24 protein-coding genes, 1 tRNA gene and 1 pseudogene are annotated in these 22,732 nt (G+C 35.3%); 18 read left to right on the top strand and 8 right to left on the bottom strand.

What is annotated here, in order from left to right; genetic code table 11:
* Window positions 1–17: 17 nt before the first annotated feature.
* Window positions 18–605, bottom strand: coding sequence for a riboflavin synthase (locus tag A3SG_RS0111375; RefSeq protein WP_016990145.1), 588 nt, complete (start codon window positions 603–605; stop codon window positions 18–20).
* Between the two features lie 57 nt (window positions 606–662).
* On the opposite strand from A3SG_RS0111375, the gene pdxA reads away from it, so the two are divergent.
* From pdxA to accC, 6 genes are all read left to right on the top strand, one after another.
* Window positions 663–1,712: a 4-hydroxythreonine-4-phosphate dehydrogenase PdxA gene (gene pdxA, locus A3SG_RS0111370; protein WP_029596762.1), complete on the top strand. Its 1,050-nt coding sequence runs from the start codon at window positions 663–665 to the stop codon at window positions 1,710–1,712.
* Between the two features lie 85 nt (window positions 1,713–1,797).
* Entirely contained in the window at window positions 1,798–2,358 is a 561-nt protein-coding gene (locus A3SG_RS0111365; RefSeq protein WP_016990143.1) for a YceD family protein, read from the top strand.
* A gap of 9 nt (window positions 2,359–2,367) precedes the next feature.
* Entirely contained in the window at window positions 2,368–2,562 is a 195-nt protein-coding gene (gene rpmF / locus A3SG_RS0111360) for a 50S ribosomal protein L32 (RefSeq protein WP_016990142.1), read from the top strand.
* A gap of 175 nt (window positions 2,563–2,737) precedes the next feature.
* Window positions 2,738–3,748 (top strand): beta-ketoacyl-ACP synthase III, encoded by a 1,011-nt coding sequence (locus A3SG_RS0111355; RefSeq protein WP_029596761.1) that lies wholly within the window; start codon window positions 2,738–2,740, stop codon window positions 3,746–3,748.
* Between the two features lie 12 nt (window positions 3,749–3,760).
* A complete protein-coding gene (accB, locus tag A3SG_RS0111350; RefSeq protein WP_016990140.1) occupies window positions 3,761–4,234 on the top strand; it encodes an acetyl-CoA carboxylase biotin carboxyl carrier protein in 474 nt (157 codons plus the stop codon).
* A gap of 91 nt (window positions 4,235–4,325) precedes the next feature.
* Window positions 4,326–5,672, top strand: coding sequence for an acetyl-CoA carboxylase biotin carboxylase subunit (gene accC, locus A3SG_RS0111345; RefSeq protein ID WP_016990139.1), 1,347 nt, complete (start codon window positions 4,326–4,328; stop codon window positions 5,670–5,672).
* Window positions 5,673–5,737: 65 nt separating this feature from the next.
* On the opposite strand, the gene A3SG_RS0111340 is transcribed toward accC, so the two are convergent.
* Window positions 5,738–7,639, bottom strand: coding sequence for an alpha/beta hydrolase family protein (locus A3SG_RS0111340; protein ID WP_029596760.1), 1,902 nt, complete (start codon window positions 7,637–7,639; stop codon window positions 5,738–5,740).
* A gap of 155 nt (window positions 7,640–7,794) precedes the next feature.
* Between A3SG_RS0111340 and A3SG_RS0111335 the strand changes: the two genes are divergently transcribed.
* From A3SG_RS0111335 to A3SG_RS0111295, 9 genes are all read left to right on the top strand, one after another.
* Window positions 7,795–8,907 (top strand): NAD(P)/FAD-dependent oxidoreductase, encoded by a 1,113-nt coding sequence (locus tag A3SG_RS0111335; RefSeq protein WP_016990137.1) that lies wholly within the window; start codon window positions 7,795–7,797, stop codon window positions 8,905–8,907.
* Window positions 8,907–9,650, top strand: coding sequence for a monofunctional biosynthetic peptidoglycan transglycosylase (gene mtgA / locus A3SG_RS0111330; protein WP_016990136.1), 744 nt, complete (start codon window positions 8,907–8,909; stop codon window positions 9,648–9,650). Before A3SG_RS0111335 ends, mtgA begins: the two co-directional genes overlap by 1 nt.
* 153 nt (window positions 9,651–9,803) lie before the next feature.
* A complete protein-coding gene (locus tag A3SG_RS19725) occupies window positions 9,804–10,508 on the top strand; it encodes a lipid A-modifier LpxR family protein (RefSeq protein WP_016990135.1) in 705 nt (234 codons plus the stop codon).
* Between the two features lie 179 nt (window positions 10,509–10,687).
* Window positions 10,688–11,527: a helix-turn-helix domain-containing protein gene (locus A3SG_RS0111320; protein WP_029596759.1), complete on the top strand. Its 840-nt coding sequence runs from the start codon at window positions 10,688–10,690 to the stop codon at window positions 11,525–11,527.
* Window positions 11,528–11,737: 210 nt separating this feature from the next.
* Complete coding sequence (locus A3SG_RS0111315; RefSeq protein WP_016990133.1) at window positions 11,738–13,240, top strand: aldehyde dehydrogenase family protein; 1,503 nt, start codon at window positions 11,738–11,740, stop codon at window positions 13,238–13,240.
* Between the two features lie 234 nt (window positions 13,241–13,474).
* Complete coding sequence (locus A3SG_RS0111310) at window positions 13,475–14,032, top strand: hypothetical protein (protein WP_029596758.1); 558 nt, start codon at window positions 13,475–13,477, stop codon at window positions 14,030–14,032.
* Window positions 14,029–14,475: a hypothetical protein gene (locus A3SG_RS0111305; protein ID WP_016990131.1), complete on the top strand. Its 447-nt coding sequence runs from the start codon at window positions 14,029–14,031 to the stop codon at window positions 14,473–14,475. Before A3SG_RS0111310 ends, A3SG_RS0111305 begins: the two co-directional genes overlap by 4 nt.
* 386 nt (window positions 14,476–14,861) lie before the next feature.
* The gene (gene fdhA / locus A3SG_RS0111300) at window positions 14,862–16,049 is read left to right on the top strand and encodes a formaldehyde dehydrogenase, glutathione-independent (RefSeq protein ID WP_016990130.1); all 1,188 of its coding nucleotides are present in this window, start codon (window positions 14,862–14,864) and stop codon (window positions 16,047–16,049) included.
* A gap of 544 nt (window positions 16,050–16,593) precedes the next feature.
* Entirely contained in the window at window positions 16,594–17,094 is a 501-nt protein-coding gene (locus A3SG_RS0111295) for a GreA/GreB family elongation factor (RefSeq protein WP_016990129.1), read from the top strand.
* A gap of 169 nt (window positions 17,095–17,263) precedes the next feature.
* Here A3SG_RS0111295 and A3SG_RS0111290 read toward each other — a convergent pair.
* Window positions 17,264–17,337 (bottom strand) — tRNA-Ala (locus A3SG_RS0111290).
* 119 nt (window positions 17,338–17,456) lie between these two features.
* Between A3SG_RS0111290 and A3SG_RS0111285 the strand changes: the two genes are divergently transcribed.
* From A3SG_RS0111285 to A3SG_RS0111275, 3 genes are all read left to right on the top strand, one after another.
* Window positions 17,457–18,224, top strand: coding sequence for an enoyl-CoA hydratase/isomerase family protein (locus tag A3SG_RS0111285; protein WP_016990128.1), 768 nt, complete (start codon window positions 17,457–17,459; stop codon window positions 18,222–18,224).
* A 216-nt stretch (window positions 18,225–18,440) separates the two neighbouring features.
* A complete protein-coding gene (locus A3SG_RS0111280) occupies window positions 18,441–18,893 on the top strand; it encodes a 6-pyruvoyl trahydropterin synthase family protein (RefSeq protein ID WP_016990127.1) in 453 nt (150 codons plus the stop codon).
* A 23-nt stretch (window positions 18,894–18,916) separates the two neighbouring features.
* Complete coding sequence (locus A3SG_RS0111275) at window positions 18,917–19,675, top strand: UDP-2,3-diacylglucosamine diphosphatase (RefSeq protein WP_016990126.1); 759 nt, start codon at window positions 18,917–18,919, stop codon at window positions 19,673–19,675.
* Here A3SG_RS0111275 and A3SG_RS0111270 read toward each other — a convergent pair.
* The 5 genes and pseudogenes from A3SG_RS0111270 to A3SG_RS21880 form a co-directional block, all read right to left on the bottom strand.
* A complete protein-coding gene (locus tag A3SG_RS0111270; RefSeq protein ID WP_016990125.1) occupies window positions 19,672–20,028 on the bottom strand; it encodes a hypothetical protein in 357 nt (118 codons plus the stop codon). The two genes, A3SG_RS0111275 and A3SG_RS0111270, sit on opposite strands and share 4 nt — an antisense overlap.
* Window positions 20,029–20,313: 285 nt before the next feature.
* Entirely contained in the window at window positions 20,314–20,601 is a 288-nt protein-coding gene (locus tag A3SG_RS0111265; RefSeq protein ID WP_016990124.1) for a hypothetical protein, read from the bottom strand.
* A gap of 75 nt (window positions 20,602–20,676) precedes the next feature.
* Window positions 20,677–20,955 carry a hypothetical protein gene (locus A3SG_RS0111260; RefSeq protein WP_016990123.1) on the bottom strand — a complete coding sequence of 93 codons (279 nt, stop codon included), beginning with the start codon at window positions 20,953–20,955 and terminating at the stop codon, window positions 20,677–20,679.
* Between the two features lie 197 nt (window positions 20,956–21,152).
* Entirely contained in the window at window positions 21,153–21,965 is an 813-nt protein-coding gene (locus tag A3SG_RS0111255) for a hypothetical protein (protein ID WP_016990122.1), read from the bottom strand.
* 21 nt (window positions 21,966–21,986) lie between these two features.
* Window positions 21,987–22,732: pseudogene (locus A3SG_RS21880) on the bottom strand (hypothetical protein); the annotation flags it as partial.

The raw sequence follows: 22,732 nt of genomic DNA, 5'->3' as shown, positions 1-22,732 counted from the left end.
TTGTTTTTACTGTTTATTTATTCTTTGCTGTACAATCGAGACACATACTTCCCTATTACGTCAAATTCCAGGTTAATTTTTGTACCTATCTTAAAGCTATTGAAATTAGTGTGTTCATAGGTGTAGGGAATTATGGCTACGCTAAATTGATTCGTCTTAGAGTTGACCACGGTCAAGCTTACCCCGTTCACGGTGATTGAACCTTTCTCGATGGTGAGGTTGTTTAGTGCCGCATCATATTCAAAGGTATAGTACCAGCTACCGTTAGTTTCTTCGGCTTCGATGCATGTTCCCGTTTGGTCCACGTGTCCTTGTACCATGTGGCCATCTAGCCGGTCTCCTAGTTTCATGGCTCTCTCTAGGTTCACACTGTCTCCAACTAACCAGTTTCCCAGATTCGTTTTTTGAACGGTTTCGCCAATCGCGGTTACTGAGTAGGAGTTGTCTTTCAGTTCGACCACGGTCAAACAAATTCCATTGTGCGCAACGCTTTGGTCTATTTTTAGTTCCGTAGTAATTGACGAGTCCACTGTGATATGAACATTGCCTTTTTCGTTTTTGATTTCTTGGATAGTCCCAAGGGTTTCTATGATTCCTGTAAACATTTCTTATTTTATTTTACTAAATTTGCACTTCAAAATTAGTAATAAATAACAGAGTTAATGATGAAAAAAGCAGAAAATATAATAGTTGGAATTTCAATAGGGGATTTAAACGGTATTGGAAGCGAGGTCGTTCTTAAAACTTTTGAGGATTCTCGGATGTTAGAGCTATGTACCCCTGTTATTTTTGCCAATGTAAAAATAATGTCTTTCATAAAAAAAAATTTAGAATCTACGATTCCGCTTCATGGAATTGATAAGTTAGACCAAATTGTTCCTGGGAAGATTAATGTTTTGAATCTTTGGAGAGAAGGTGTAGATCTGAATCTTGGAGTTAACGATGATAAAGTAGGTAAGTATGCGGTAAAATCATTTATTGCGGCTACAGATGCTTTAAAAGAGGGATTGGTAGATGTTTTAGTGACGGCTCCAATAAATAAATACAACATTCAATCGGAGGAGTTTAAGTTTCCAGGTCATACGGATTATTTAAACCAGGAATTGGAAGGAAATGCATTAATGTTGATGGTTCAGGGTAATTTAAGGGTAGGTTTGTTGACGGATCATGTCCCGGTAAGTGAAGTAACCTCTCGACTTACGGAAGAATTGATTAAAGAAAAAATTGAAACGGTAAGGAAATCGTTGATTCAAGACTTTAGTATTAATAAACCTAGGATTGCTGTTTTAGGTTTGAATCCGCATTGCGGTGATGGTGGTGTGATAGGCAAAGAAGATGATACGATATTAAAGCCAACATTAAAAAAAATATTCGATAAAGGAACGTTGGTATTTGGTCCTTTTGCGGCAGATGGGTTTTTTGGAAGTGGCCAATATGAAAAATATGACGCGGTAATCGCTGCATATCACGATCAAGGGTTGATCCCTTTTAAAACACTATCTTTTGGTCAAGGGGTGAATTATACGGCAGGTTTGAATAAAATCAGAACGTCTCCTGATCACGGTACGGCGTACGATATTGCAGGAAAAGGGATTGCGGATTATAATTCTTTTAAGGAAGCAGTTTATCTTGCTTTGGACATTTACCGCTCGAGAATTCAATATGGGGAAATCAGTGAAAAACCTTTAAGGGTTAGGGAAAAACAACACTAAATAAAAAAAGATAAATAACGTTATTAGATTTGTAATAATTTTATATCTTTGCACTCCCGAAGTTTAGGGGCAAACTTTTGTTGAAATGAATAAGACTAAACAATATTTAATTCCATTCGTGGGATTAAAGCTAGGAAAACATCATTTTGAATATCAAATAAGTAATTCGTTCTTTGAGGCCTTTGACTATGATGAATTTCAAAATTCTGATATTAAAGTAAATTTAGCTTTAGAGAAGAAAAGCACGATGATGGAATTGATTTTCAAGCACGAAGGAACGGTCAATGTGCCTTGTGATTTGACGAGTGAAGATTTTGATTTACCCATAGAGGGTGAAATGAAATTAATTGTTCGTTTTGGTGATGCATATAACAATGACAATGAGGATTTACTGGTTCTGCCATTTGGAGAATTTGAAATAGATGTTGCTCAGTATATATATGAAATGATAGCTCTTTCTGTGCCTTTAAGACGGGTTCATCCAGGCGTCCAAGACGGAAGTTTAAAAACAGAAGCCCTTGAAAGACTAAAAGAATTAGTACTGGAAAAAGTTGATGATCAGGATAAAGAAGATAAAATACAAGATAAAGAAGAGAATATTGACCCACGCTGGGACAAATTAAAGCAACTATTAACGGATAAATAATATAGTAAAATGGCACATCCTAAGAGAAAAATCTCCAAAACAAGAAGAGATAAGAGAAGAACACATTATAAAGCTACTGTAGCACAAATCGCTACTTGCCCAATTACGGGTGAAGCGCATTTATATCACAGAGCCTATTGGCATGAAGGAAAAATGTATTACAGAGGGCAAGTTGTTGTAGATAAGTCTGTAGCTGTTGCTTAATGCATTTTTTTTTAGATGATATTAGAACTCTCACATCGTGAGAGTTTTTTTGTTGTTTACAATTTTCATTAAATAAGAAGTTCTAAAACAAGAGGTTTAGTTATTTTTTTGTAATTTTCAACTCTTTTAATCCTTTTTTCGAATGTCTTTATTCGAAAAAAAATATTCAAATACCATGAATACAATCACAGCCGCAGTAACCGCTGTTGGAGGCTATGTTCCAGACTTTGTGCTTTCAAACAAAGTCTTAGAAACAATTGTCGACACAAATGACGAGTGGATCACTTCTCGGACAGGAATTAAAGAAAGAAGAATTCTTAAAGACGTAGATAAAGGAACGTCATATTTAGCCATAAAAGCAGCAGAGGATTTATTGGCTAAAGGAGGTGTTAATCCTCTAGATATTGATTTAATAATAATGGCAACGGCTACGCCTGATATGCCAGTTGCCTCTACGGGTGTCTATGTGGCTACAGCAATAGGAGCTACTAATGCCTTTGCTTTTGATTTGGAAGCAGCTTGTTCCAGCTTTTTATATGGAATGTCTGTTGCCTCCGCTTATGTTCAATCTGGAAAATATAAAAAAGTACTGCTAATAGGTGCTGATAAAATGTCCTCTATTGTAGACTACACAGATAGGTCTACTTGTATAATTTTTGGTGATGGTGCAGGTGCAGTATTGTTTGAACCTAATTATGAAGGGTTAGGGTTACAGGATGAGTATTTAAGAAGCGACGGTGTAGGTCGTGATTTTTTGAAAATTGATGCTGGAGGATCTCTACATCCTACTTCTTTTAAAACAGTGGAAGAGAACAGACACAATATTGTTCAAGACGGAAAAACTGTTTTTAAATATGCAGTGACAAATATGGCTGACGCGAGTGAGCTAATCATGAAAAGGAATGACTTAACCAATGCGGATGTTGATTGGCTGGTTCCTCATCAGGCGAATAAGCGTATAATTGATGCGACCGCTAGCCGAATGAATTTAGAAGAATCTAAGGTGTTAATGAATATAGAGAAGTATGGAAATACTACCTCTGCAACACTGCCTCTCGTGATTTATGATTTTGAACACCTATTTAAGAAAGGAGACACAATTATTTTTGCTGCATTTGGTGGAGGTTTCACTTGGGGGGCTATTTATTTAAAATGGGCATACGACAAAAAAATAAATTTAAACTAAAAACAAAAAAATATGGATTTAAAAGAAATTCAGAACCTAATCAAATTTGTAGCAAATTCAGGAGTTGCAGAAGTTAAATTGGAAATGGATGATATTAAAATCACCATTAGAACAACGATAGAAGGTACTGCAACAGAGACCACTTACGTGCAACAAATGCCTGCTCACAGTCAACAAGCAATGCCTATTCAAAATGTTGCTCCAGTAGCGACTGTCGTAGAAACACCTGTTGTGGTAGAAAACAAGTACATAACTATAAAGTCTCCAATTATTGGAACTTTTTATAGAAAACCAACTCCAGACAAACCCATGTTTGTTGAGGTGGGAACTACTATTGCAAAAGGAGACGTTCTTTGTGTAATTGAAGCCATGAAATTATTTAATGAAATTGAATCTGAAGTTTCTGGTAAAATCGTCAAAATATTAGTTGACGATATGTCGCCGGTAGAATTTGACCAACCTTTATTCTTAGTAGATCCATCATAACATTTTTAAATTCCAATATCTTAAATTCCAAATTTCATTTGATGAGATTTGGAATTTCGAATTTGTTATTTAAATTTTAAAATTAAAATAGATGTTTAAAAAAATATTAATTGCAAATAGAGGAGAGATTGCGCTTCGCGTAATTAGAACCTGTAAAGAAATGGGCATTAAAACTGTGGCTGTTTACTCTACTGCTGATGTAGAAAGTTTGCACGTACGATTTGCTGATGAAGCTGTTTGCATAGGACCGCCTCCAAGCAATTTGTCCTATTTGAAAATGTCAAATATTATTGCCGCTGCAGAAATTACAAATGCAGATGCGATACATCCGGGATACGGGTTTCTTTCTGAAAATTCAAAATTTTCAAAAATATGTCAGGAGCACGGAATCAAATTTATTGGAGCTTCTCCAGAGATGATTGATAGAATGGGGGATAAAGCATCTGCAAAAGCCACGATGATTGAAGCAGGAGTACCCGTTGTTCCTGGTTCAGTTGGTATTCTAGAATCATTTGAACAAGCACAAGAATTAGCGCGATCTTTTGGTTACCCTGTAATGCTGAAAGCTACTGCCGGTGGCGGTGGAAAGGGAATGCGTGCCGTTTGGAAAGAGGAAGATTTACTTAAAGCATGGGACGGAGCCCGTCAGGAATCTGCTGCTGCTTTTGGGAATGATGGAATGTATCTTGAAAAACTAATCGAAGAGCCACGTCATATCGAAATCCAAGTTATTGGCGATTCATACGGAAAAGCATGTCACCTTTCTGAAAGAGACTGTTCTGTACAAAGGCGTCATCAAAAATTGACTGAAGAAACGCCTTCTCCATTTATGACTGACGAATTGCGTTTGAAAATGGGTGAAGCAGCAGTGAAAGCAGCTGAATATATTAAATATGAAGGTGCGGGAACGGTAGAGTTTTTAGTTGATAAGCATCGTAATTTCTATTTTATGGAAATGAATACGCGTATTCAGGTAGAGCACCCTATTACAGAACAAGTTATTGACTATGACCTGATTCGCGAACAAATATTAGTAGCAGCAGGAGTGCCCATTTCAGGTAAAAATTATTTACCAGAGTTGCACGCTATAGAATGTCGTATTAATGCTGAAGACCCCTACAATGACTTTAGACCGTCTCCAGGAAAAATAACGACACTTCATATGCCAGGAGGACACGGAGTTCGATTAGATACTCATGTATACTCAGGTTATACTATTCCGCCAAATTATGATTCGATGATTGCAAAACTAATAACTACCGCCCAAACGAGAGAGGAAGCAATTAGTAAAATGAGAAGAGCGTTAGACGAATTTGTAATTGAAGGAATTAAAACCACAATACCTTTTCACAGGCAACTAATGGATGATCCTCGTTATATTGCAGGGGATTATACTACGGCTTTTATGGATACGTTTAAAATGATTGCTCCAGAATAAAAAGCTATATAAAATCAAAAAACCTACACTGAAAAGTAGAGGTTTTTTATTATCTGCTTGTGAGTCTATAAGGTTTCCTTCAGCCATTTGAAGAATTCTTTTTGCCAAACTTGAGCATTCTGTGGTTTCAGAACCCAATGATTTTCTTCGGGGAAATACAGGAATCTACTTTTTATACCGCGCAATTGTGCAGCCTGAAAAGCTTCTTGGCCTTGCCCTATTGGTACACGGAAATCTTTTCCTCCTTGGATAATAAGGATTGGCGTATTCCATTTCTCCACTAAATTAATAGGGTTGAAGGTGGTATAGGTTTTTTGAGCTATAGCGTTATTCTTTTCCCAATACGGGCCACCAAAATCCCAGTTGCTGAAGAAGACTTCCTCTGTTGTTCCAAACATGCTTTGCGTGTTGAAAACGCCATCATGCGCAATGAAGGTTTTAAATCGGTTGTTGTGTATTCCTGCCAAATAAAACGCCGAATAGCCACCATAACTCGCGCCAACACAACCTAAGCGGGCGTTGTCAACATAGCTTTCTTTAGAGATATCGTCAATAGCTGAAAGGTAATCGTCCATTACCTGTCCGCCCCAGTCTTTACTGATTTGCTCGTTCCACTCTAATCCGTGTCCTGGCATTCCGCGACGATTTGGTGCTACAACTATATAACCATTAGCAGCCATCAACTGAAAATTCCAACGGAAAGAATAGAATTGTGTCAAGGCACTTTGTGGTCCTCCTTGGCAATATAAAAGAGTAGGGTATTTTTTTGAAGCATCAAAATTGGGCGGAAGAATGACCCATACTAACATTTTCTTACCGTCAGTTGTGGTTACATACCTTCTTTCGGTCTTGCTTAACGCCAATGAATCGTATGTAGCTGTATTTACATTAGTGATTTGTTTCCAAGTGTTTTTCTTTAAGTCGAAAGAATAAATTTCTGAAGCATGGTTCATATCGCCTCTGGTAACAATAATACTATTGCCCGCAAATCCAACGAGGTCATTTACGTCAAAATCTCCTTTAGTTATCTGATGTACATTGATTGCAATTTTTTTCATCCCAGGAAAATTCACTTCAAAAAGTTGTTTTGTACCATCAACTGCAGCTGTGAAATAGACCTTCTTGCCATCCTTGCTCCAAAGAAAGCTGTCAACGGTACCGTCCCAGCCTCCAGTTAGGTTCATTGCTACGCCCTTAAAATCAACAATAATGTCATTTTTATCGGCTTCATAACCTTCCCGTTTCATCTGTAACCACGTCAAGTCGCCAGATGGAGAAAATTGCGGAGCTACGTCATAACCTGGATTGTCCTCAGTTCTATTAGTAGTCAAACCAGTTTGTAAGCTATATTCAAAAATACTGGTGTTAGTCGAAATAGCATAGGCAGTCCCCGTCTTTTTCTTACTCACGTAAAGGATTTTTTTACTATCAGGAGACCATAGGTAATCTTCGTCTCCACCAAAAGGCTTTTGTGGACTGTCAAACTTTTCATTACCCATGATATCAGTTCCCACTGCGTCCTCACTGTTTTCTTTGTAGAGAACATGGTTGAATTTCCCTACGTTCCAAGTGTCCCAATGGCGGTAGTCTAAACCGTCATAGATTTGTACTTCAGATTTCTCTAGGTCAGGATAGAAATCTTTTCCTAGAACAGCGTTGATTTTTACCTCTTCATTATAGACAAGATATTTTCCGTCAGGCGAAATGTTTTTGTCTTTTAGTAAATCCTGTGTTTCCTTAACTTCGGTGGGAGGTCCGCCGGTTACAGGAATGACGTAAAATTTTGAATTGGATTTGTTTTCTTCAATAGAAGGCGTAGTTACTTTGTAAACTACATTTTTAGTGTCCTTAGAAATACCTAAGGCGCTTACTCGTCCTAGTTTCCATAGGGTTTCTGGTGACATTACGTTTTGGGCCATTGCGCTTAAACTCATCATTGTTAAGGTTGTAAGAAGTATTTTTTTCATAAAAAGTACGGTATAATTTATGTTCCTAAATTACGACAATATTCTAAAAACAATCAGTTGAATATGTTAACTCTTTTCACAATTCATTATATTAAAAAGCCTGCTTCATACCCGTTTACTAGACTAAAAATATTATTTTTATAAAAATTTTTCAAATGCAGCTAAGTTATTGGGAATTAAAAAATTGGTTTACAAAGGTAGATTATACCGTTGTGGGTAGTGGAATCGTTGGGCTACATGCTGCTTTACGCTTGCGCGAAAAATATCCAGAAAGTAAGATACTAGTGCTGGAAAAGGGAATGTTACCACATGGAGCGAGTACTAAGAATGCTGGTTTTGCCTGCTTTGGAAGTATTTCTGAAATTATTGATGACTTAAAATCTCATTCGGAGGACGAGGTTTTTCAATTGGTTACAAAACGTTTGGAAGGGCTGCGGATGTTGAGAAAACGCCTTGGAGATGAAGTTATAGACTTCAAACCTTATGGAGGGTATGAATTGTTTTTAGAAGAAGACGAAAGTTGTTATGAGCAGTGTATGAAGAAATTACCATTCATTAATGAGGTTCTTAATCCTCTTTTTAAGGCGGATGTGTTTGTCAAAGAAATAGACCGTTTTGGCTTTAATGGGATTCGGGAGCATTTAGTTTTTAATCCGTTTGAAGCTCAAATTGATACTGGGAATATGATGCAGGAGTTACTAAAGCAAGCTATTTCTAATAACATATTGATTTTGAATCAGCAGACCGTTACTGCATTTTTAGATAAAGGCGCTGATGTTGAAATAGTATTGAATGATTTTAGTTTCAAGTCAAAGAAAGTACTGTTTGCTACTAATGGTTTTGCAAATGAATTGACTGAAGGTGCTGTAAAGCCGGCAAGAGCGCAAGTGCTAATTACAGAGCCTATTGAAAATCTTGAGATCAAGGGGACTTTTCATTTGGATCGGGGCTATTATTATTTCAGAAACATTGGAGACCGAATATTATTGGGTGGTGGTAGGAATCTAGATTTTAATGCCGAAAATACAATGGAGTTTGCACAAACAGAAATCGTGCAAAATAAATTGGAGCAATTGTTAAAAGAGGTAATTTTGCCCAATCAAAAATTTGAGATTGCCCATCGCTGGAGCGGAATAATGGGTATCGGTAACAGTAAGAACCCGATCGTTTCCCAATTGTCTGAAAATGTGTATTGTGGTGTTAGACTTGGCGGAATGGGAGTAGCAATAGGTAGTTTAATAGGAACAGAATTAGCAGATTTAATATAATGGCGACAAAAGTAACCCCCAACAGACCGACTAAGAAACCAGTAAAAAAAGAAACTAGAAGTTTTATGGGTAAACTAAGTCGTATTTTATTTAAAGTAGTTTTGTGGTTCTTTGGAATTTCCTTGTTTTTTGTGGTGGTTTATAAATTTGTCCCCGTCCCGTTTACACCTTTGATGGTAATACGAACTATTCAAAATATCGCTGACGGAAAAGAAAATTCATTCAGTCACGACTGGGAGCCTATCGAGAATATTTCTATCAACTTGCAGAAAGCCGTTATAGCCAGTGAAGACGGAAGTTTTCTTGTGCACAGCGGATTTGATTTCAAAGCAATGCAAAAAGCATATAAGGGTAATGAAAGAGGCCGAAAAATAAAAGGCGGAAGTACCATATCACAGCAAACTGCCAAAAACGTATTTTTATGGGGGGGGCGCAGTTATTTTCGAAAGGGATTGGAAGCTTACTTTACGTTACTTATAGAGTTTATCTGGGGTAAAGAACGTATCATGGAGGTGTATTTAAATAGTATCGAAATGGGGAATGGTGTATATGGTGCTCAAGCGGCAGCAGAACATTGGTATAGAAAAGATGCCACAGATCTTAGCCGGATTCAAGCTGCTGGAATAGCGGCGATTTTGCCTAATCCCAGAAAATTTACAGCAACCAGTTCCTCTTCGTATATCAACAATAGAAAGACAAAAATTATGCGGGTGATGCGAACCGTTGGAAAAATTAAATATTAAAAGGTACCAATAAAGATTTTACTTCTACTTTTTTTCATGACAACTACATTTGTTTTAGGACAAAGTAGAATAAGTGAAAAAGATTTGACAACGGATAATGATTTGAATACTTCTTATAAGAACGATAAATAGTATACAAACGGTCTGGAAATTTTGTACCGTTTTTCAGCTAAGAATGACAAGGAGAAAGTAAATAAAAAAATTATTGAGTTAAGAATAGGTCCATATATTTATAATCCTCAATTCACAGATAAGGCAGCTGTAGCTGTAATTGACCGTCCTTTTACAGGCAACCTTTTTGCGGCGGTAGACAAAGGTTTCTTTTTTCAAAATGAATCGGTTTTTAAAGCCGGAATTGAATTGGGTTTTGTAGGGCCTAATTCCTTTGCTGAAGAAACACAAAAAAAATTCCACAAATTCATAGTTTATAAATCAGTCTACGATTGGGAGACCCAAGTTAAAAATGCAGTAGCTGTACAGAGTCATTTTTTGTTTTCTAATAAGTTATTTCCTAAACTCAATAACAATAAAAGTGATTTTTATTTTCAATCAGAAGCAGATTTAGGGACAGTATTTACTGGCGTTTCTGCTGGTTTTTTGACCCGAATAGGACTCGAAAAATTAGTTCCAATTTATGATTCTAGTCTATACGGAGTCTCCGTTAGTGCAGGGCTCGGAGAATTGCAAAAAGAGTTTTATTTTTATATTGCCCCTAGCATCAAGTACCAGGTTTATGACGGTACAATACAGGGAAGTCTTTTTAATGATAGAAGTCCGATAACTTTTGATTTAATTCCCATTCGGTTCAATGGAGAAACTGGTTTTAAATATCGAAGAAACAACTTCAATTTATCTTAGGCGTTTGTCTACAGCAGCAAAGAGTTGCGTAATGAAATACACGGGTTATTTTTATGGGTCGATTCTCGTTTCGTATTTGTTTAATTAAGCTAGTAATACTGTAAGCTTAACAATTTCAGCTACTTTAGCAAAATAGAAGTTGGATGGAATTCTATATTAATTCTTTTAAAAAATGTCGCATGCCAATAGAAAACATACCTGAGATTTATCTCAAAAACGAGGATACGCTTCGGGACATATTTGTTTATGATTTTAAGATGGTTAATAATGTAGTAAAAAGTAAGGTCAATTTAAGCATGAATATGTTTAGTTTTTTGCAAGTAGGTAAGAAACAAGTTCATTTTGCAAACACGTCTATTGCGGTAAATAATAGGCAATCTTTACTGCTAAAAAAAGGAAATTGGTTGTGGACGGAATTACTAGATACTGAAGTTATTTATTTTTGTACGCTTTTCTTTTTTTCGGAGAAAAAACTAGTCGACTTTTTAAGCAAGTACACTAATGACGTGAAGCCTTATAAAGAAGAGGTACCGTATTTTGTAATTGAAAATGATGATTATATTGCTGCTTTCATAAACTCTTTATCGTCTACCACGTTTTCAAATCACAGTTATAGTGACGCTTTATTAGTTTTAAAATTTGAAGAAATTATGCTGTATTTACTCAATAAATATGGTAATGAGTTTGAATATTACTTGCATTCCTTAGTCTCAAAAGGAGTTTCGCCTTTTAAAAATATCGTAGAAAGTAATGTGCATTCTAATTTAAAGTTAGAAGAAATTGCCTTTTTATGTAATATGAGTTTATCGACTTTTAAACGTCATTTTACTTCAGAGTATAATGAAGCGCCCGGGAAATGGCTACAAGACAAGCGCCTTCAAAAAGCCAAAGAATTGTTGCAAGCGGGTGAATTAAAAGCGTCTGATATTTATCTAGATGTTGGTTATAACAACCTGTCTAACTTTAGTGTAGCCTTTAAAAACAAGTTCGGAATTAGTCCAACAGAGGTTTCGAGTTAAAAATTAAAAAACATAACTAATTGGTTGGTAAATAATTAATAATTGTTTACTGTGTGCACTTAGTCGTAGCACTCACTTTGAACTATTTTCATAACTTTATGAGCTATATCAATAACTTGATAAGTGAACTCTCGCCATAACTTTGTAGTGTAATTAAAACAAAGCGTTTTTGAAAAAGTAATTACACTTAGATAATTAAAAAAATAAAATATGGCAAATGTAACTAAACCCATTTTTAAAGATAAATACGATAATTTTATAGGTGGTAAATTTATTGCTCCAGTTAAGGGGCAATATTTTGACAACCCGTCACCAGTCGATGGCAAAGTTTTTACTCAAGCTGCTCGTTCAACTCAAGAAGATATTGATATTGCTCTAGATGCGGCACACGAGGCTTTTCCGTCTTGGAGTACAACTTCAGTGACAGACCGTAGTAATATGTTGTTGAAAATTGCGCAGGTAATGGAAGACAACTTAGAATATCTTGCAACGTTAGAAACTATTGATAACGGTAAGCCAATTCGCGAAGCTCGCGCAGCCGATATTCCTTTATGTATTGATCACTTCCGTTATTTCGCAGGTGTTATCCGTGCTGACGAAGGAAGTGTTTCAGAGCATGACAAAAATACTTTAAGTATCGTTTTACACGAGCCTATAGGAGTTGTGGGAGAAATTATTCCATGGAATTTCCCAATGTTAATGTTAGCTTGGAAAGTGGCACCGGCTTTAGCAGCGGGATGTACAGCAGTTGTTAAGCCAGCAGAGCAAACACCTACAAGTGTAATGATGTTAATGGAACTGATCGGTGATATTTTACCTGCAGGAGTTTTAAACATTGTAACTGGTTTTGGTTCAGAAGCAGGACAAGCTTTAGCTACTTCAAAACGTATTGCTAAACTTTCATTTACTGGTTCTACTGATACTGGTCGTAAAGTATACCATAATGCAGCAGAAAACGTTATTCCAGTAACTATGGAATTAGGTGGAAAATCTCCAAATATTTTCTTCCCATCTGTGGCAGCACAAGATGACAAATTCTTCAGTAAAGCGGTAGAGGGAGCATTAATGTTTGCACTAAATCAAGGAGAAATTTGCACGACTCCATCTCGTATTTTGGTACATGAAGATATCGCTGATCTTTTCATCGAAAGAATGCAAGCTCGTTTAAAATTAGTCAAAGCAGGAAACCCACTTGATCCAGAAACAATGATTGGATCTCAAGTTTCAAAAGCACAATGCGAAAAAATCGTCAACTATATCAACATTGGTAAAGAAGAAGGTGCAGTTGTATTAGCTGGAGGAGAAGCTGGTAACTATGAAGGCGATCTTGCTGGAGGATACTATGTTCAACCAACAGTATTAAAAGGAACAAATAATATGCGTGTATTCCAGGAAGAAATTTTTGGACCAGTTGTAGCCTTAACAACATTTAGTTCCACTGAAGAGGCTATTGCTATCGCAAATGATACGCCTTACGGTTTAGGAGCAGGTGTTTGGTCTCGTGATGCTCACGAATTATTCCAAGTTCCACGTGCTATTCAAGCAGGTAGAGTTTGGGTAAACCAATACAATACCTATCCAGCTCACGCTCCTTTTGGAGGGGTTAAAGAATCAGGATTCGGTCGTGAAAATCATAAAATGGCACTAGATCATTATCGTGTTGTAAAAAACATGTTAATATCTTACGATAAAGAGCCAGTTGGATTTTTCTAATTGAAACTTATAAATAAAGTGAAAACCTCGGCATTGTCGAGGTTTTCTTGTTTTAAAACAAAACGGTACATTAAAGATTAATCAATTTCGTTCTAATCTTGAGTGTAGCCATTGTCTAGAATAATTGTATGCGCTTGTCTTACTGAAGTGGTTTATTTGGATTAGCTAAATTTATTCTTGGAGCCACGTTATTACTATTTCCTAATATATTAACACAATCAATAAAATTACTTTATGAATAAACATAAAGCTGTACGCTTTTTTATAGTGCTAACTGTTTTGTTTATGCAAATTACTTTTTTGACAATGATAGTAAAAGAGCAGTACAAATTAAATAATTTTGCCGCTATATTTTTGATATTAGTCCTTTGTCTAACTTTGTTATTTGGATATAAATATTTGGACCTGCATCATGAAGAATATGTATACGAAAAACTTTTAGTAGCACTTTGGGTACCTTTAGGTGCAGTAATGTGTTATCTTTTAAATCTTCATTATGGCTTTGGAAGCGTCATATCTGCAGGAATTACAGGTACATTGGCATCGTTTTTACCGTCCATAAACAAGGAGTCGTACTATTTAAAAAAGCTACCGGTTGCTATTTACTGTGGTGTATTTGTAGGAATGTCGAGCGTAGAAATAATACCTTCTATTTTTATGGTCAGCGCTGCTGGAATTTTAGCGGGCTTATTTTTTATGTTATCAAAAAATTTGTTTGTTGGCATGGGTGGAAAACTCGGAAGTATAGCTTTTGCGGGTGTGGTCATAATTACCTTAATTAATGAGCTATGATGAATATTTTAGTTATTATTATATCAGCAATTCTAGGAGCTACTGTAACGTTTTATGTTAGCGATAAATTTAAACAAAGTGCAGTAAGGTCGTCAGCGTTACTTTCGCTGATTGTAGGGTTGATTTTTCATTTTTCCCCAGAAATGTTTAATGCTTACTTGTCAAAAAATATTCCATTAGTATTTATAGGGTCTTCCTTCATTGGAATGGTTTCCTCTAAAGTTCAAGCTAGTTATTTACGATTAGCCGTTGCGGCAATTCTATTCAGTAGTGTCTTCATCAACAAAAGTCATTTCTTTGAAGGTTTTGGTGGAGCGCTAGGGACCTTGGCTTTTATTTCGTTACTCACGACTATGGGCGTTTCTGATTTTCTTTTAAGAAGTACAAAAATAAAAAGAGGAATGTCAATGATTCGAAAAAAGCTTTGCGACCACAAAAGCTAACTACTTTCAGATCGGGTTTTCTAAATTTAGAAAGGGAAAAGAAAATAGTCAATGTGAATCTAAACCTGAAATGTAGAAAGAATGCATTTAGATGTTTTATTGGTGGTGGTGCTTTTAACCTGTTTCAGAAAATAAAGAACCAGCTGTAAAATGGTTTTAAGCAAAGCGCTTATAAAAAGCAAAAGTACTACTACAAAGAGATTATTTAAAAACACTAGAGATCTATTTTGACATTGACTACTCCTGTTTATACCACGTATATTATTCATTAACAGATAAATAAAGGGATTTAAACTGGTCGTTTTTTTATAAGGTTTTCTTTTTTTGTATCTTTATGTTATTACTTGATTAAAACTATTTATCAACAACTATAAAATCAGAACATTATGTGCAAAAATCATGGTGTTTCCTATATGGGAGCAGGAAAAGTAGAAGTATTAGAAATAGAATATCCAAAATTAGCGTTAGGTGATCGAAAATGTGAACATGGTGTAATCCTAAAGATAATTGCCACTAATATTTGTGGATCGGATCAACACATGGTAAGAGGAAGAACTAGTGCTGAGAAAGGATTAGTACTCGGGCATGAAATCACCGGAGAAGTTATAGAATGTGGGCGCGAAGTTGAGTTTATCAAAATGGGAGACTTAGTTTCTGTTCCTTTTAATATTGCTTGCGGACGTTGTAGAAATTGTAAAAGCGGCTTAACTGGTATCTGTTTAAATGTAAACGGAGATCGGCCGGGGGCGGCCTACGGATATGTTGACATGGGAGGCTGGGTTGGAGGACAAGCGGAATACGTAATGGTACCTTATGCTGATTTTAACCTGTTAAAATTTCCTGATAAAGATCAGGCTATGGAAAAGATTTTAGATTTAACTATGTTAACTGATATACTCCCAACTGGATATCATGGAGCGGTTATGGCAGGTGTTACCGCCGGCTCAATCGTCTATATTGCCGGTGCGGGACCAGTGGGATTAGCTTGTGCCGCAAGTTGTCAATTATTAGGAGCAGCCGTGGTTATAGTGGGTGATCTTAATGAAGAACGTCTTGCGCAAGCTAGAAGTTTTGGCTGTGAAACTATTAATTTGACGAATGGTATTCCGGTTGAAGAACAAATTACTATGATTGTTGGTATTCCTGAAGTCGATTGTTTTGTTGATTGTGTAGGTTTCGAAGCGAACGGGCATGGAGCGAACGCTGGGAAAGAGATGCCAGCTATTGTATTGAACCAAGCTATGGCGATTACAAGAGCAGGGGGTCAAATTGGAATTCCAGGTCTTTATGTGACCGAAGATCCAGGTTCTAAAGATGACGCCGCAAAACAAGGAAGTTTGAAAATTCGTTTTGGATTGGGATGGGCAAAATCCCATTCTTTCCATACAGGACAAACTCCTACAATGAAATATCATAGACAACTAATGAACGCTATACTGTACAACAAAATAGATATTGCCAAGGCTGTAAATGTACAAGTGATAAGTCTAAAAGACGCACCAAAAGGATATGCTGAATTTGATTCTGGAGTAGCTAAGAAATTCGTTATAGATCCACATGGCCTGATCGTTTAGCAATTTGACGTATTTTATTAGCTCGATGCCCCTACGTGCATACTGTATTTTCAACATAACAAACAAATTATTAAATTAATAACGGTAGAGAAAGCAGGTATAGTAGCAAACGGAAAGATTAAATAGCAGTTTTTTTGAGGTGAATGCAAGAAATAGTTGGTAGTTCTCTCAACTTCAACGGCTTCCATTTATCTTTTAAGTGACCACTTTTCATAGTCAAGGCTTATTAATTATGACGAAAGTATTTTAAGACTTCTGTATTTTCTTTTCGAACCATATCTCTGAGACCTAAAACTATTTTTGTAATTGATCTCGGAATTTCGTCGCTTGGAAATGGTTGTATCTATTTTTAATTGTGTTGTTCCTGTAAATCTAGATAGAGCGAGCAGAATTAAAGTTAATATGCGTAGTTAAATTCTATCTAGGTTAAAAAAAAGAAAAATAAATTGACAATATATTTCCTTAATATGAGACAGTAAACGCTATCCTTTATTTTTATTAAGGACGGTCTAGTGGGGAAGTTGCTATTAAAATCAAGTGAATTATGAGCAGAGGATTTGTAAAAGAAGATGATCAGGAAGAAATTCCTATTGTACCGCCAAGGGCAGATTTGCCAATAAACGTAGTGAACTATGTCACACAAGTTGGTATGGACGAACTTTTGTATGAAAAACAAGAATTTATCAACGAAAAAGATAATCTTGAAATTACCGATATAAACGAAAGGCGAATTGCTTTGAACCATATAAATGCAAAACTGCTATTATTAAATAACCGAATCTCCACTGCAAAAATGGTAGATCTTCATAATCAACCTAAGAATGAAATACGATTTGGTGCACTAGTAACTTTAAAGATTGGAGATAAAACAAAGTTTCAACAATATCAGATTGTAGGTGTAGATGAAGCTGATATTTCAAAAGGAAAAATTTCATTTATTTCACCAATTGCTAAAATATTGATAAACAAAAAAGTAGGAGAAAAAGTAGTACTAAAATTAGCACAAGAAGATAGGGTTTTTGAAATTATGGAAATAATTTATTAAGATTCATAAAATAAGCGAGTTAGGTTTTACTCATTAGGGATTTGAAAGGAAGAGTCTGTTACTTCTAAAAAATCGAATTTTAGTGTCAATTAGAAATAGTGGTTGCTTAGATGAACCAAATTCGACATAATAAAAAAACTCAAGCCATTTGACTTGAGTTTTTGTTATGTGGAGAATACCGGATTCGAACCGGTCACCTCTTGCCTGCCAGGCAAGCACTCTAGCCAAATGAGCTAATCCCCCAAATCTTTCGCAAATATAACGTTATTTTGTATTCAAAAGTCAAATAAAACACAACTTTCTATTCTGATAAAAAGAGAACTTTCTTCATAATATTTTAACTTTACCTAAAAAAAGCTAAAATGGAACTACCAAAACCGATGGGTTCGTTAACCACAACAATCAACAATACAATCGCAACGGTGCAATTCAGTCATCCGGCAAGTAATTCTTTTCCAAGGAAACTATTAGATGGATTAACTGAAGAGTTGAACAAATTGAGCGCTAATGCCGCTGTTTCCGTAATTGTCTTACGAAGTGAAGGGACGGGTGCTTTTTGTGCCGGGGCGTCTTTTGACGAACTTTTAGCGGTATCTAATTTAGAAGAAGGAACGCAGTTTTTCTCTGGCTTTGCTAATTTAATAAATGCCATGCGTAAGTGTTCGAAGATAATAGTGGGGCGCATCCACGGAAAAGCAGTAGGAGGTGGTGTAGGTATAGCCGCAGCCTGCGATTATGCTTTAGCTACCATTGATAGCGCCATAAAACTTTCGGAACTCGCCATAGGTATAGGTCCATTTGTTATTGAGCCTGCGGTAAGCCGTAAAATCGGTAGAACGGCAATGACAGAGATGACGCTCGCCGCCACCGAATGGAAAAATACAGACTGGGCTCATGATAAAGGACTTTATGCTAAAGTACTGGCAAACCAAGTAGAACTCGATATTGATATCACCCATTTTACTGAGAAGTTAGCTTCATACAATCCGGAGGCTTTAGTCCAAATGAAAAGAATAATTTGGGAAGGAACGGATGATTGGGATTCATTATTGCTTGAAAGAGCCGCGATTTCAGGGGAATTAGTATTATCTGATTTTACAAAGGAAGCACTGAATCAATTTAAAAAATAAGAGAATTGCATCTTGTAGCTCTTGGACAAGGAGTAAAAATGGTAGAAAAACTTAAAAACACTACCGACAATAGATACTATTGAAGGAGCGATTATTGATTCCTTTATTAGATCTGTCGTTTTGGTAGGATTGACTTATTGGATGTACGCTTCTCCAAAAAAAAGAGACACAAACGGTTAATTTTTCACTAAATTTGCAACCAAAATTAAAACGGAAATGAGCAATATCAGAATTACAAAAAAATTTAGTTTCGAAACTGGTCATGCGCTGTATGGGTATGATGGCAAATGTAAAAATGTTCACGGACATAGTTATAAATTGTCTGTAACCGTTATCGGAAGTCCTATCGAGAATCGTGATAATGTAAAGTTCGGAATGGTGATTGATTTTACCGATCTAAAGAAAATTGTAAAAGAAGAGATTGTAGATCAGTTTGATCATGCTACCGTTTTTAACGAAACTACTCCTCATGTAGAGTTGGCACACGAATTAAAGAACCGAGGTCATCATGTTATTTTAGTGGATTATCAGCCTACTAGTGAAAATATGGTTATTGATTTTGCACAAAGAATAATAGCCAGGTTACCTGCGGATATAAAGCTTTTTGCTCTAAAGTTGCAAGAAACAGAGTCGTCTTTTGCGGAATGGTACGCCAGCGATAATTTGTAATTCAAAATTCATACTTTAGCTGCATGCATTTAGCCAATAATAAAAAAATATACTTTGCCTCCGATCAGCATTTTGGTGCGCCAACAGCGGCACTTAGTTTGCCAAGAGAAAAACGTTTCGTGGCTTGGCTTGATGAGGTAAAAGAAGATGCCGAAGCGATTTTTCTATTAGGAGATTTGTTTGATTTTTGGTTCGAATATAAAATGGTTGTTCCAAAGGGATTTGTTCGGGTTTTGGGAAAATTAGCTGAAATTAGAGACAGCGGAATTCCAATCTATTTCTTCGTAGGGAACCACGATTTATGGATGGAAGATTACTTCCAAAAAGAATTGAATATCCCTGTGTTTCATGACAATCAAGAATTTACTTTTTGCGATAAAACATTCCTCATTGGTCACGGAGATGGTAAAGGTCCTGGTGATATGGGATACAAACGAATGAAAAAAGTATTTACCAATCCGTTTTCTAAATGGCTCTTTAGATGGCTACATCCAGATATTGGAGTGCGTTTGGCACAATACCTGTCGGTAAAAAATAAATTAATCTCAGGCGATGAGGATATAACCTTCCTTGGTGAAGACAAGGAATGGTTGATTTTGTATTCTAAAAGAAAATTGGAAACGAAACATTACAACTATCTTATTTTTGGACACCGCCATCTACCGATGAAAGTGAGTGTAGGAGAAAATTCAGAATACGTCAATCTGGGCGACTGGATCAGCTATTTTACTTATGGAGTTTTCGATGGAGAAACTTTCGAAATAAAAAAATATGAGAATTAATTCATTCCCTCACCGTATAAATAATCATCTAGATTAATTTTAAACAAAGTACCTTCTACTAGGTCTTTTACCGAGTTTAACTCTTCCATGGAAACGGCTAAATCAATTTGAGAACAAGGTGTTTTAAGTAAAAATTTGTGGCATTTATTTTTCAGGGCACAATCATCACAGCAGTTATTAATAATATAACTTTCTTGAATGCAACACTGAAACAATTTCAGTTCATATCGGCTAAAATAAAAACCAGTTTCTCTAAAAATCAATTGGACTTTATCAGTTAATACTTCGTCCTCTTTTCTCCAGTAGAAAGAAGTACCGGCATCATTATAATATATCTGTTTCATTTCTTGCATGAGTCAATCGTTTGAAACAAATATAATAATTATTTATATTTAATCTAAATAAAAGTAAAATAAAAAGCCGGCAACGAATCTCAGGGTTCATTACCGACTTTTTATTTTAAATTAAATTATGACTCTTCTATGTCTTTTTGTAAGTCTATTTTAGGGTAAGGAACATCTTAATTTTATAGTTTTATTCAATTCTAACAGCTGCCACAACTTGAATATATTCTGATTTATTTCTTTTTGTCAAAAAAATAATATAATTGTTTAAAAAAAAGGCTAGTTTATAATCGTCTAACTGTGGTTCCTTATTTTTATCATAGTATTTAGAGGATCGTATAAATTTTTTAAGACATAGGTTTTTTTTGGTTTTAGATTATTTAGGACTTTTACTTCTTTAAAGAAAAAATTACCGTAACTAGCGCCACTTCCATCTTTTATATAAAACTCGTTTGGCATTTCAACAAGTGTTCTAATGTATTTATTGTTATAATTAAAAAAGAGTGTGTCTTTTTGTTTTTCTTGAGCCTGTAAATTAGGGCCTATAAATAGAGATAGTAAAAGGAGAATTGCTGTTTTCATATTTAAAGTTTTAAAATTTTATAATCTAAACTAGGTAAGGAAATTTCAATACCTAGTTTGGATTTTTTTTACTATTTAGTTGGAGGAGGTAGGGCAAGGTACTGTTTTACTTAAATTAGGAACTCTATTAGCGAGTGCTTCTATAGCAGCTTTTTTTTCTGGGAGTAAATCCACCCAAGCTTTAACATTGTTGTCTCTAAGTCCGCTCCAAGCCATAGCCTCATAAAAAGCATCACTAGGCGTTTCGTCAAAGTAATTAGTGTATTTATTATAATCGTCTGTGAGCACATTTTTATGAAATGCTTTATATAATTTAAAATTAGTTTTTTTTCGTATGAAAAAAATCGTCTTCAAACTTACAGCTATTTAATTGTAAATAAAATACCCAGTTTTAGTGGTATTTAGGGTGTGTTAAAAAATAATTACAATTTACTCCTGATTTTCAAGTTTAGATTTTAGAGATGTATTTATTGGAGACAAGTTTTCTTTGACTGAGGAACAGCTAGAAATTAATAATGTCACGATTAAGCTAGCAAATTTTTTTTTGATATTTATTCAATCAGAAAGCTTGACTTTACTTGAATATATTTCGTTTTGCCATGAATGTCTTCGACTAAAAACACGACATAATTACTAAAAAAGTTAGCTAGTTCGTAATCATCTAATTTTTGCTGCTTATTTTTATCGTAAAACCTTGAGGAGTGGACAAAATTTTCAAGACTGAGTATTTCTTTTGGTGTAGGGTGTAGATTATTCTTTTCTTTAAATTCTTTAAAGAAAAAGGTACCGCTACTTGACCCACTTCCATCTTTGAGTAAATACTGTTCAGCAACAGATTTTGATTCATTAATATAACTATTATCCAATTTAAAAAATAGCGTATCTTTTACATTATTATTATTAATGGCATTTTCTCCTTTACCAATTGGATAGTAAGAATAGTACTCTAAATATCTAGGATGGATAAATTCATTTCCATTAACAAAGTATATTGTGTGTTTATCCGTCAATGAATTTTTAAGTTTCCATTTATCTATTATTTGGTTGTACTGTCCATCGAAATAGAATTTTCTGTTTTCAATATACTCTTTTATTGATAGAATTTTTTTAGGCTTCAGACCTTTTGTTAAAAAACCATCACCAACAAATAATATATAACCATTTGTTTTTGTATGTTTCAATTGTTGTTTTTTAAATTCAATCCGCTCAGAATAGATTTGGTTTGAGAGGTTTGGGGTAATTGTAGGTGATATTGTATAATAGTAATCAAGAGAGAAAAAAAGAGTGTCTTTTTTTCTCTCTTGAGCCATTAGAGTGGCCCCAGAAAAAAAAGATAGTATAAGAAGTGAAATGTTTATTTTCATGATTTAATTCATTTATGATGTTTAGTCTTTTATGCAAGGACTTATTTTTGACAAAAGAATTTCTCTGTCAGCGAGTGCTTGTATGGCAGTTTTTTTTTCTGGGGGTAAATCCACCCAAGCTTTAACATTGTTATCCCTAAGCCCTCCCCAAGCCATCGCCTCATAAAAAGCATCAGCAGACTCTTCTCCATAATAGTTGATGTAGTTATTGTAGTCATTAGTTAGTACATTTTTATGAAACGTTTTTAGAGCTTCTTTCAAGCTATCGAGATATAATTCTGCCATAGTCCCATGGGCATTTCCATATTTTTCATATGTGTTTTTAAAATCTAACGCTCCACTTACATTGTCGGTAGTGTTTAGTTTTCTAAAAATATCTGCGTGGATATATTCATGCATAATTATTCGTGCGACTTCTAATGCCGAATGAGATTCGGTCCTAGAGGTGCTGATTTCAATGTTTATTAATGTGCTTCCAGGGGTATATTCCGTGCTTCCATTCAATTCTCCAATAATATTTCCGTCTTTGTCTTTTTTTGTAACAACATCTTTTGATGCAATTGTAATATCAAATTCTGATTCACCTTTAAAATTAGCTAATAAATTCTGTACAAAAGAATCTCCATCTTTATCTAATAAATCATTTAAGCATTTTGCTTTTCCAGTAAGTTCATTAGTAATTTGAACATCTACCACATCCTTATAAGTTGTAATATAATGATTTGCATACGACTCCTCAGATCCTCCACAAGGCACATTCATAGGTT

Origin of the sequence: Flavobacterium sp. ACAM 123 (assembly GCF_000264055.1) — a bacterium.
In the GTDB taxonomy this organism is placed as follows: Bacteria; Bacteroidota; Bacteroidia; order Flavobacteriales; family Flavobacteriaceae; genus Flavobacterium.
Note: the sequence above shows the minus strand (reverse complement) of the source record. Positions and strands in the feature narration are given on the sequence as shown.

Excerpts from the sequence above, each read along its gene's own strand:
- A3SG_RS0111375 (WP_016990145.1), bottom strand. The coding sequence starts at position 605 with ATGTTTACAGGAATCATAGAAACCCTTGGGACTATCCAAGAAATCAAA.
- pdxA (WP_029596762.1), top strand. The coding sequence starts at position 663 with ATGATGAAAAAAGCAGAAAATATAATAGTTGGAATTTCAATAGGGGAT.
- A3SG_RS0111365 (WP_016990143.1), top strand. The coding sequence starts at position 1,798 with ATGAATAAGACTAAACAATATTTAATTCCATTCGTGGGATTAAAGCTA.
- rpmF (WP_016990142.1), top strand. The coding sequence starts at position 2,368 with ATGGCACATCCTAAGAGAAAAATCTCCAAAACAAGAAGAGATAAGAGA.
- A3SG_RS0111355 (WP_029596761.1), top strand. The coding sequence starts at position 2,738 with ATGAATACAATCACAGCCGCAGTAACCGCTGTTGGAGGCTATGTTCCA.
- accB (WP_016990140.1), top strand. The coding sequence starts at position 3,761 with ATGGATTTAAAAGAAATTCAGAACCTAATCAAATTTGTAGCAAATTCA.
- accC (WP_016990139.1), top strand. The coding sequence starts at position 4,326 with ATGTTTAAAAAAATATTAATTGCAAATAGAGGAGAGATTGCGCTTCGC.
- A3SG_RS0111340 (WP_029596760.1), bottom strand. The coding sequence starts at position 7,639 with ATGAAAAAAATACTTCTTACAACCTTAACAATGATGAGTTTAAGCGCA.
- A3SG_RS0111335 (WP_016990137.1), top strand. The coding sequence starts at position 7,795 with ATGCAGCTAAGTTATTGGGAATTAAAAAATTGGTTTACAAAGGTAGAT.
- mtgA (WP_016990136.1), top strand. The coding sequence starts at position 8,907 with ATGGCGACAAAAGTAACCCCCAACAGACCGACTAAGAAACCAGTAAAA.
- A3SG_RS0111320 (WP_029596759.1), top strand. The coding sequence starts at position 10,688 with ATGCCAATAGAAAACATACCTGAGATTTATCTCAAAAACGAGGATACG.
- A3SG_RS0111315 (WP_016990133.1), top strand. The coding sequence starts at position 11,738 with ATGGCAAATGTAACTAAACCCATTTTTAAAGATAAATACGATAATTTT.
- A3SG_RS0111310 (WP_029596758.1), top strand. The coding sequence starts at position 13,475 with ATGAATAAACATAAAGCTGTACGCTTTTTTATAGTGCTAACTGTTTTG.
- A3SG_RS0111305 (WP_016990131.1), top strand. The coding sequence starts at position 14,029 with ATGATGAATATTTTAGTTATTATTATATCAGCAATTCTAGGAGCTACT.
- fdhA (WP_016990130.1), top strand. The coding sequence starts at position 14,862 with ATGTGCAAAAATCATGGTGTTTCCTATATGGGAGCAGGAAAAGTAGAA.
- A3SG_RS0111295 (WP_016990129.1), top strand. The coding sequence starts at position 16,594 with ATGAGCAGAGGATTTGTAAAAGAAGATGATCAGGAAGAAATTCCTATT.
- A3SG_RS0111285 (WP_016990128.1), top strand. The coding sequence starts at position 17,457 with ATGGAACTACCAAAACCGATGGGTTCGTTAACCACAACAATCAACAAT.
- A3SG_RS0111280 (WP_016990127.1), top strand. The coding sequence starts at position 18,441 with ATGAGCAATATCAGAATTACAAAAAAATTTAGTTTCGAAACTGGTCAT.
- A3SG_RS0111275 (WP_016990126.1), top strand. The coding sequence starts at position 18,917 with ATGCATTTAGCCAATAATAAAAAAATATACTTTGCCTCCGATCAGCAT.
- A3SG_RS0111270 (WP_016990125.1), bottom strand. The coding sequence starts at position 20,028 with ATGCAAGAAATGAAACAGATATATTATAATGATGCCGGTACTTCTTTC.
- A3SG_RS0111265 (WP_016990124.1), bottom strand. The coding sequence starts at position 20,601 with ATGAAAACAGCAATTCTCCTTTTACTATCTCTATTTATAGGCCCTAAT.
- A3SG_RS0111255 (WP_016990122.1), bottom strand. The coding sequence starts at position 21,965 with ATGAAAATAAACATTTCACTTCTTATACTATCTTTTTTTTCTGGGGCC.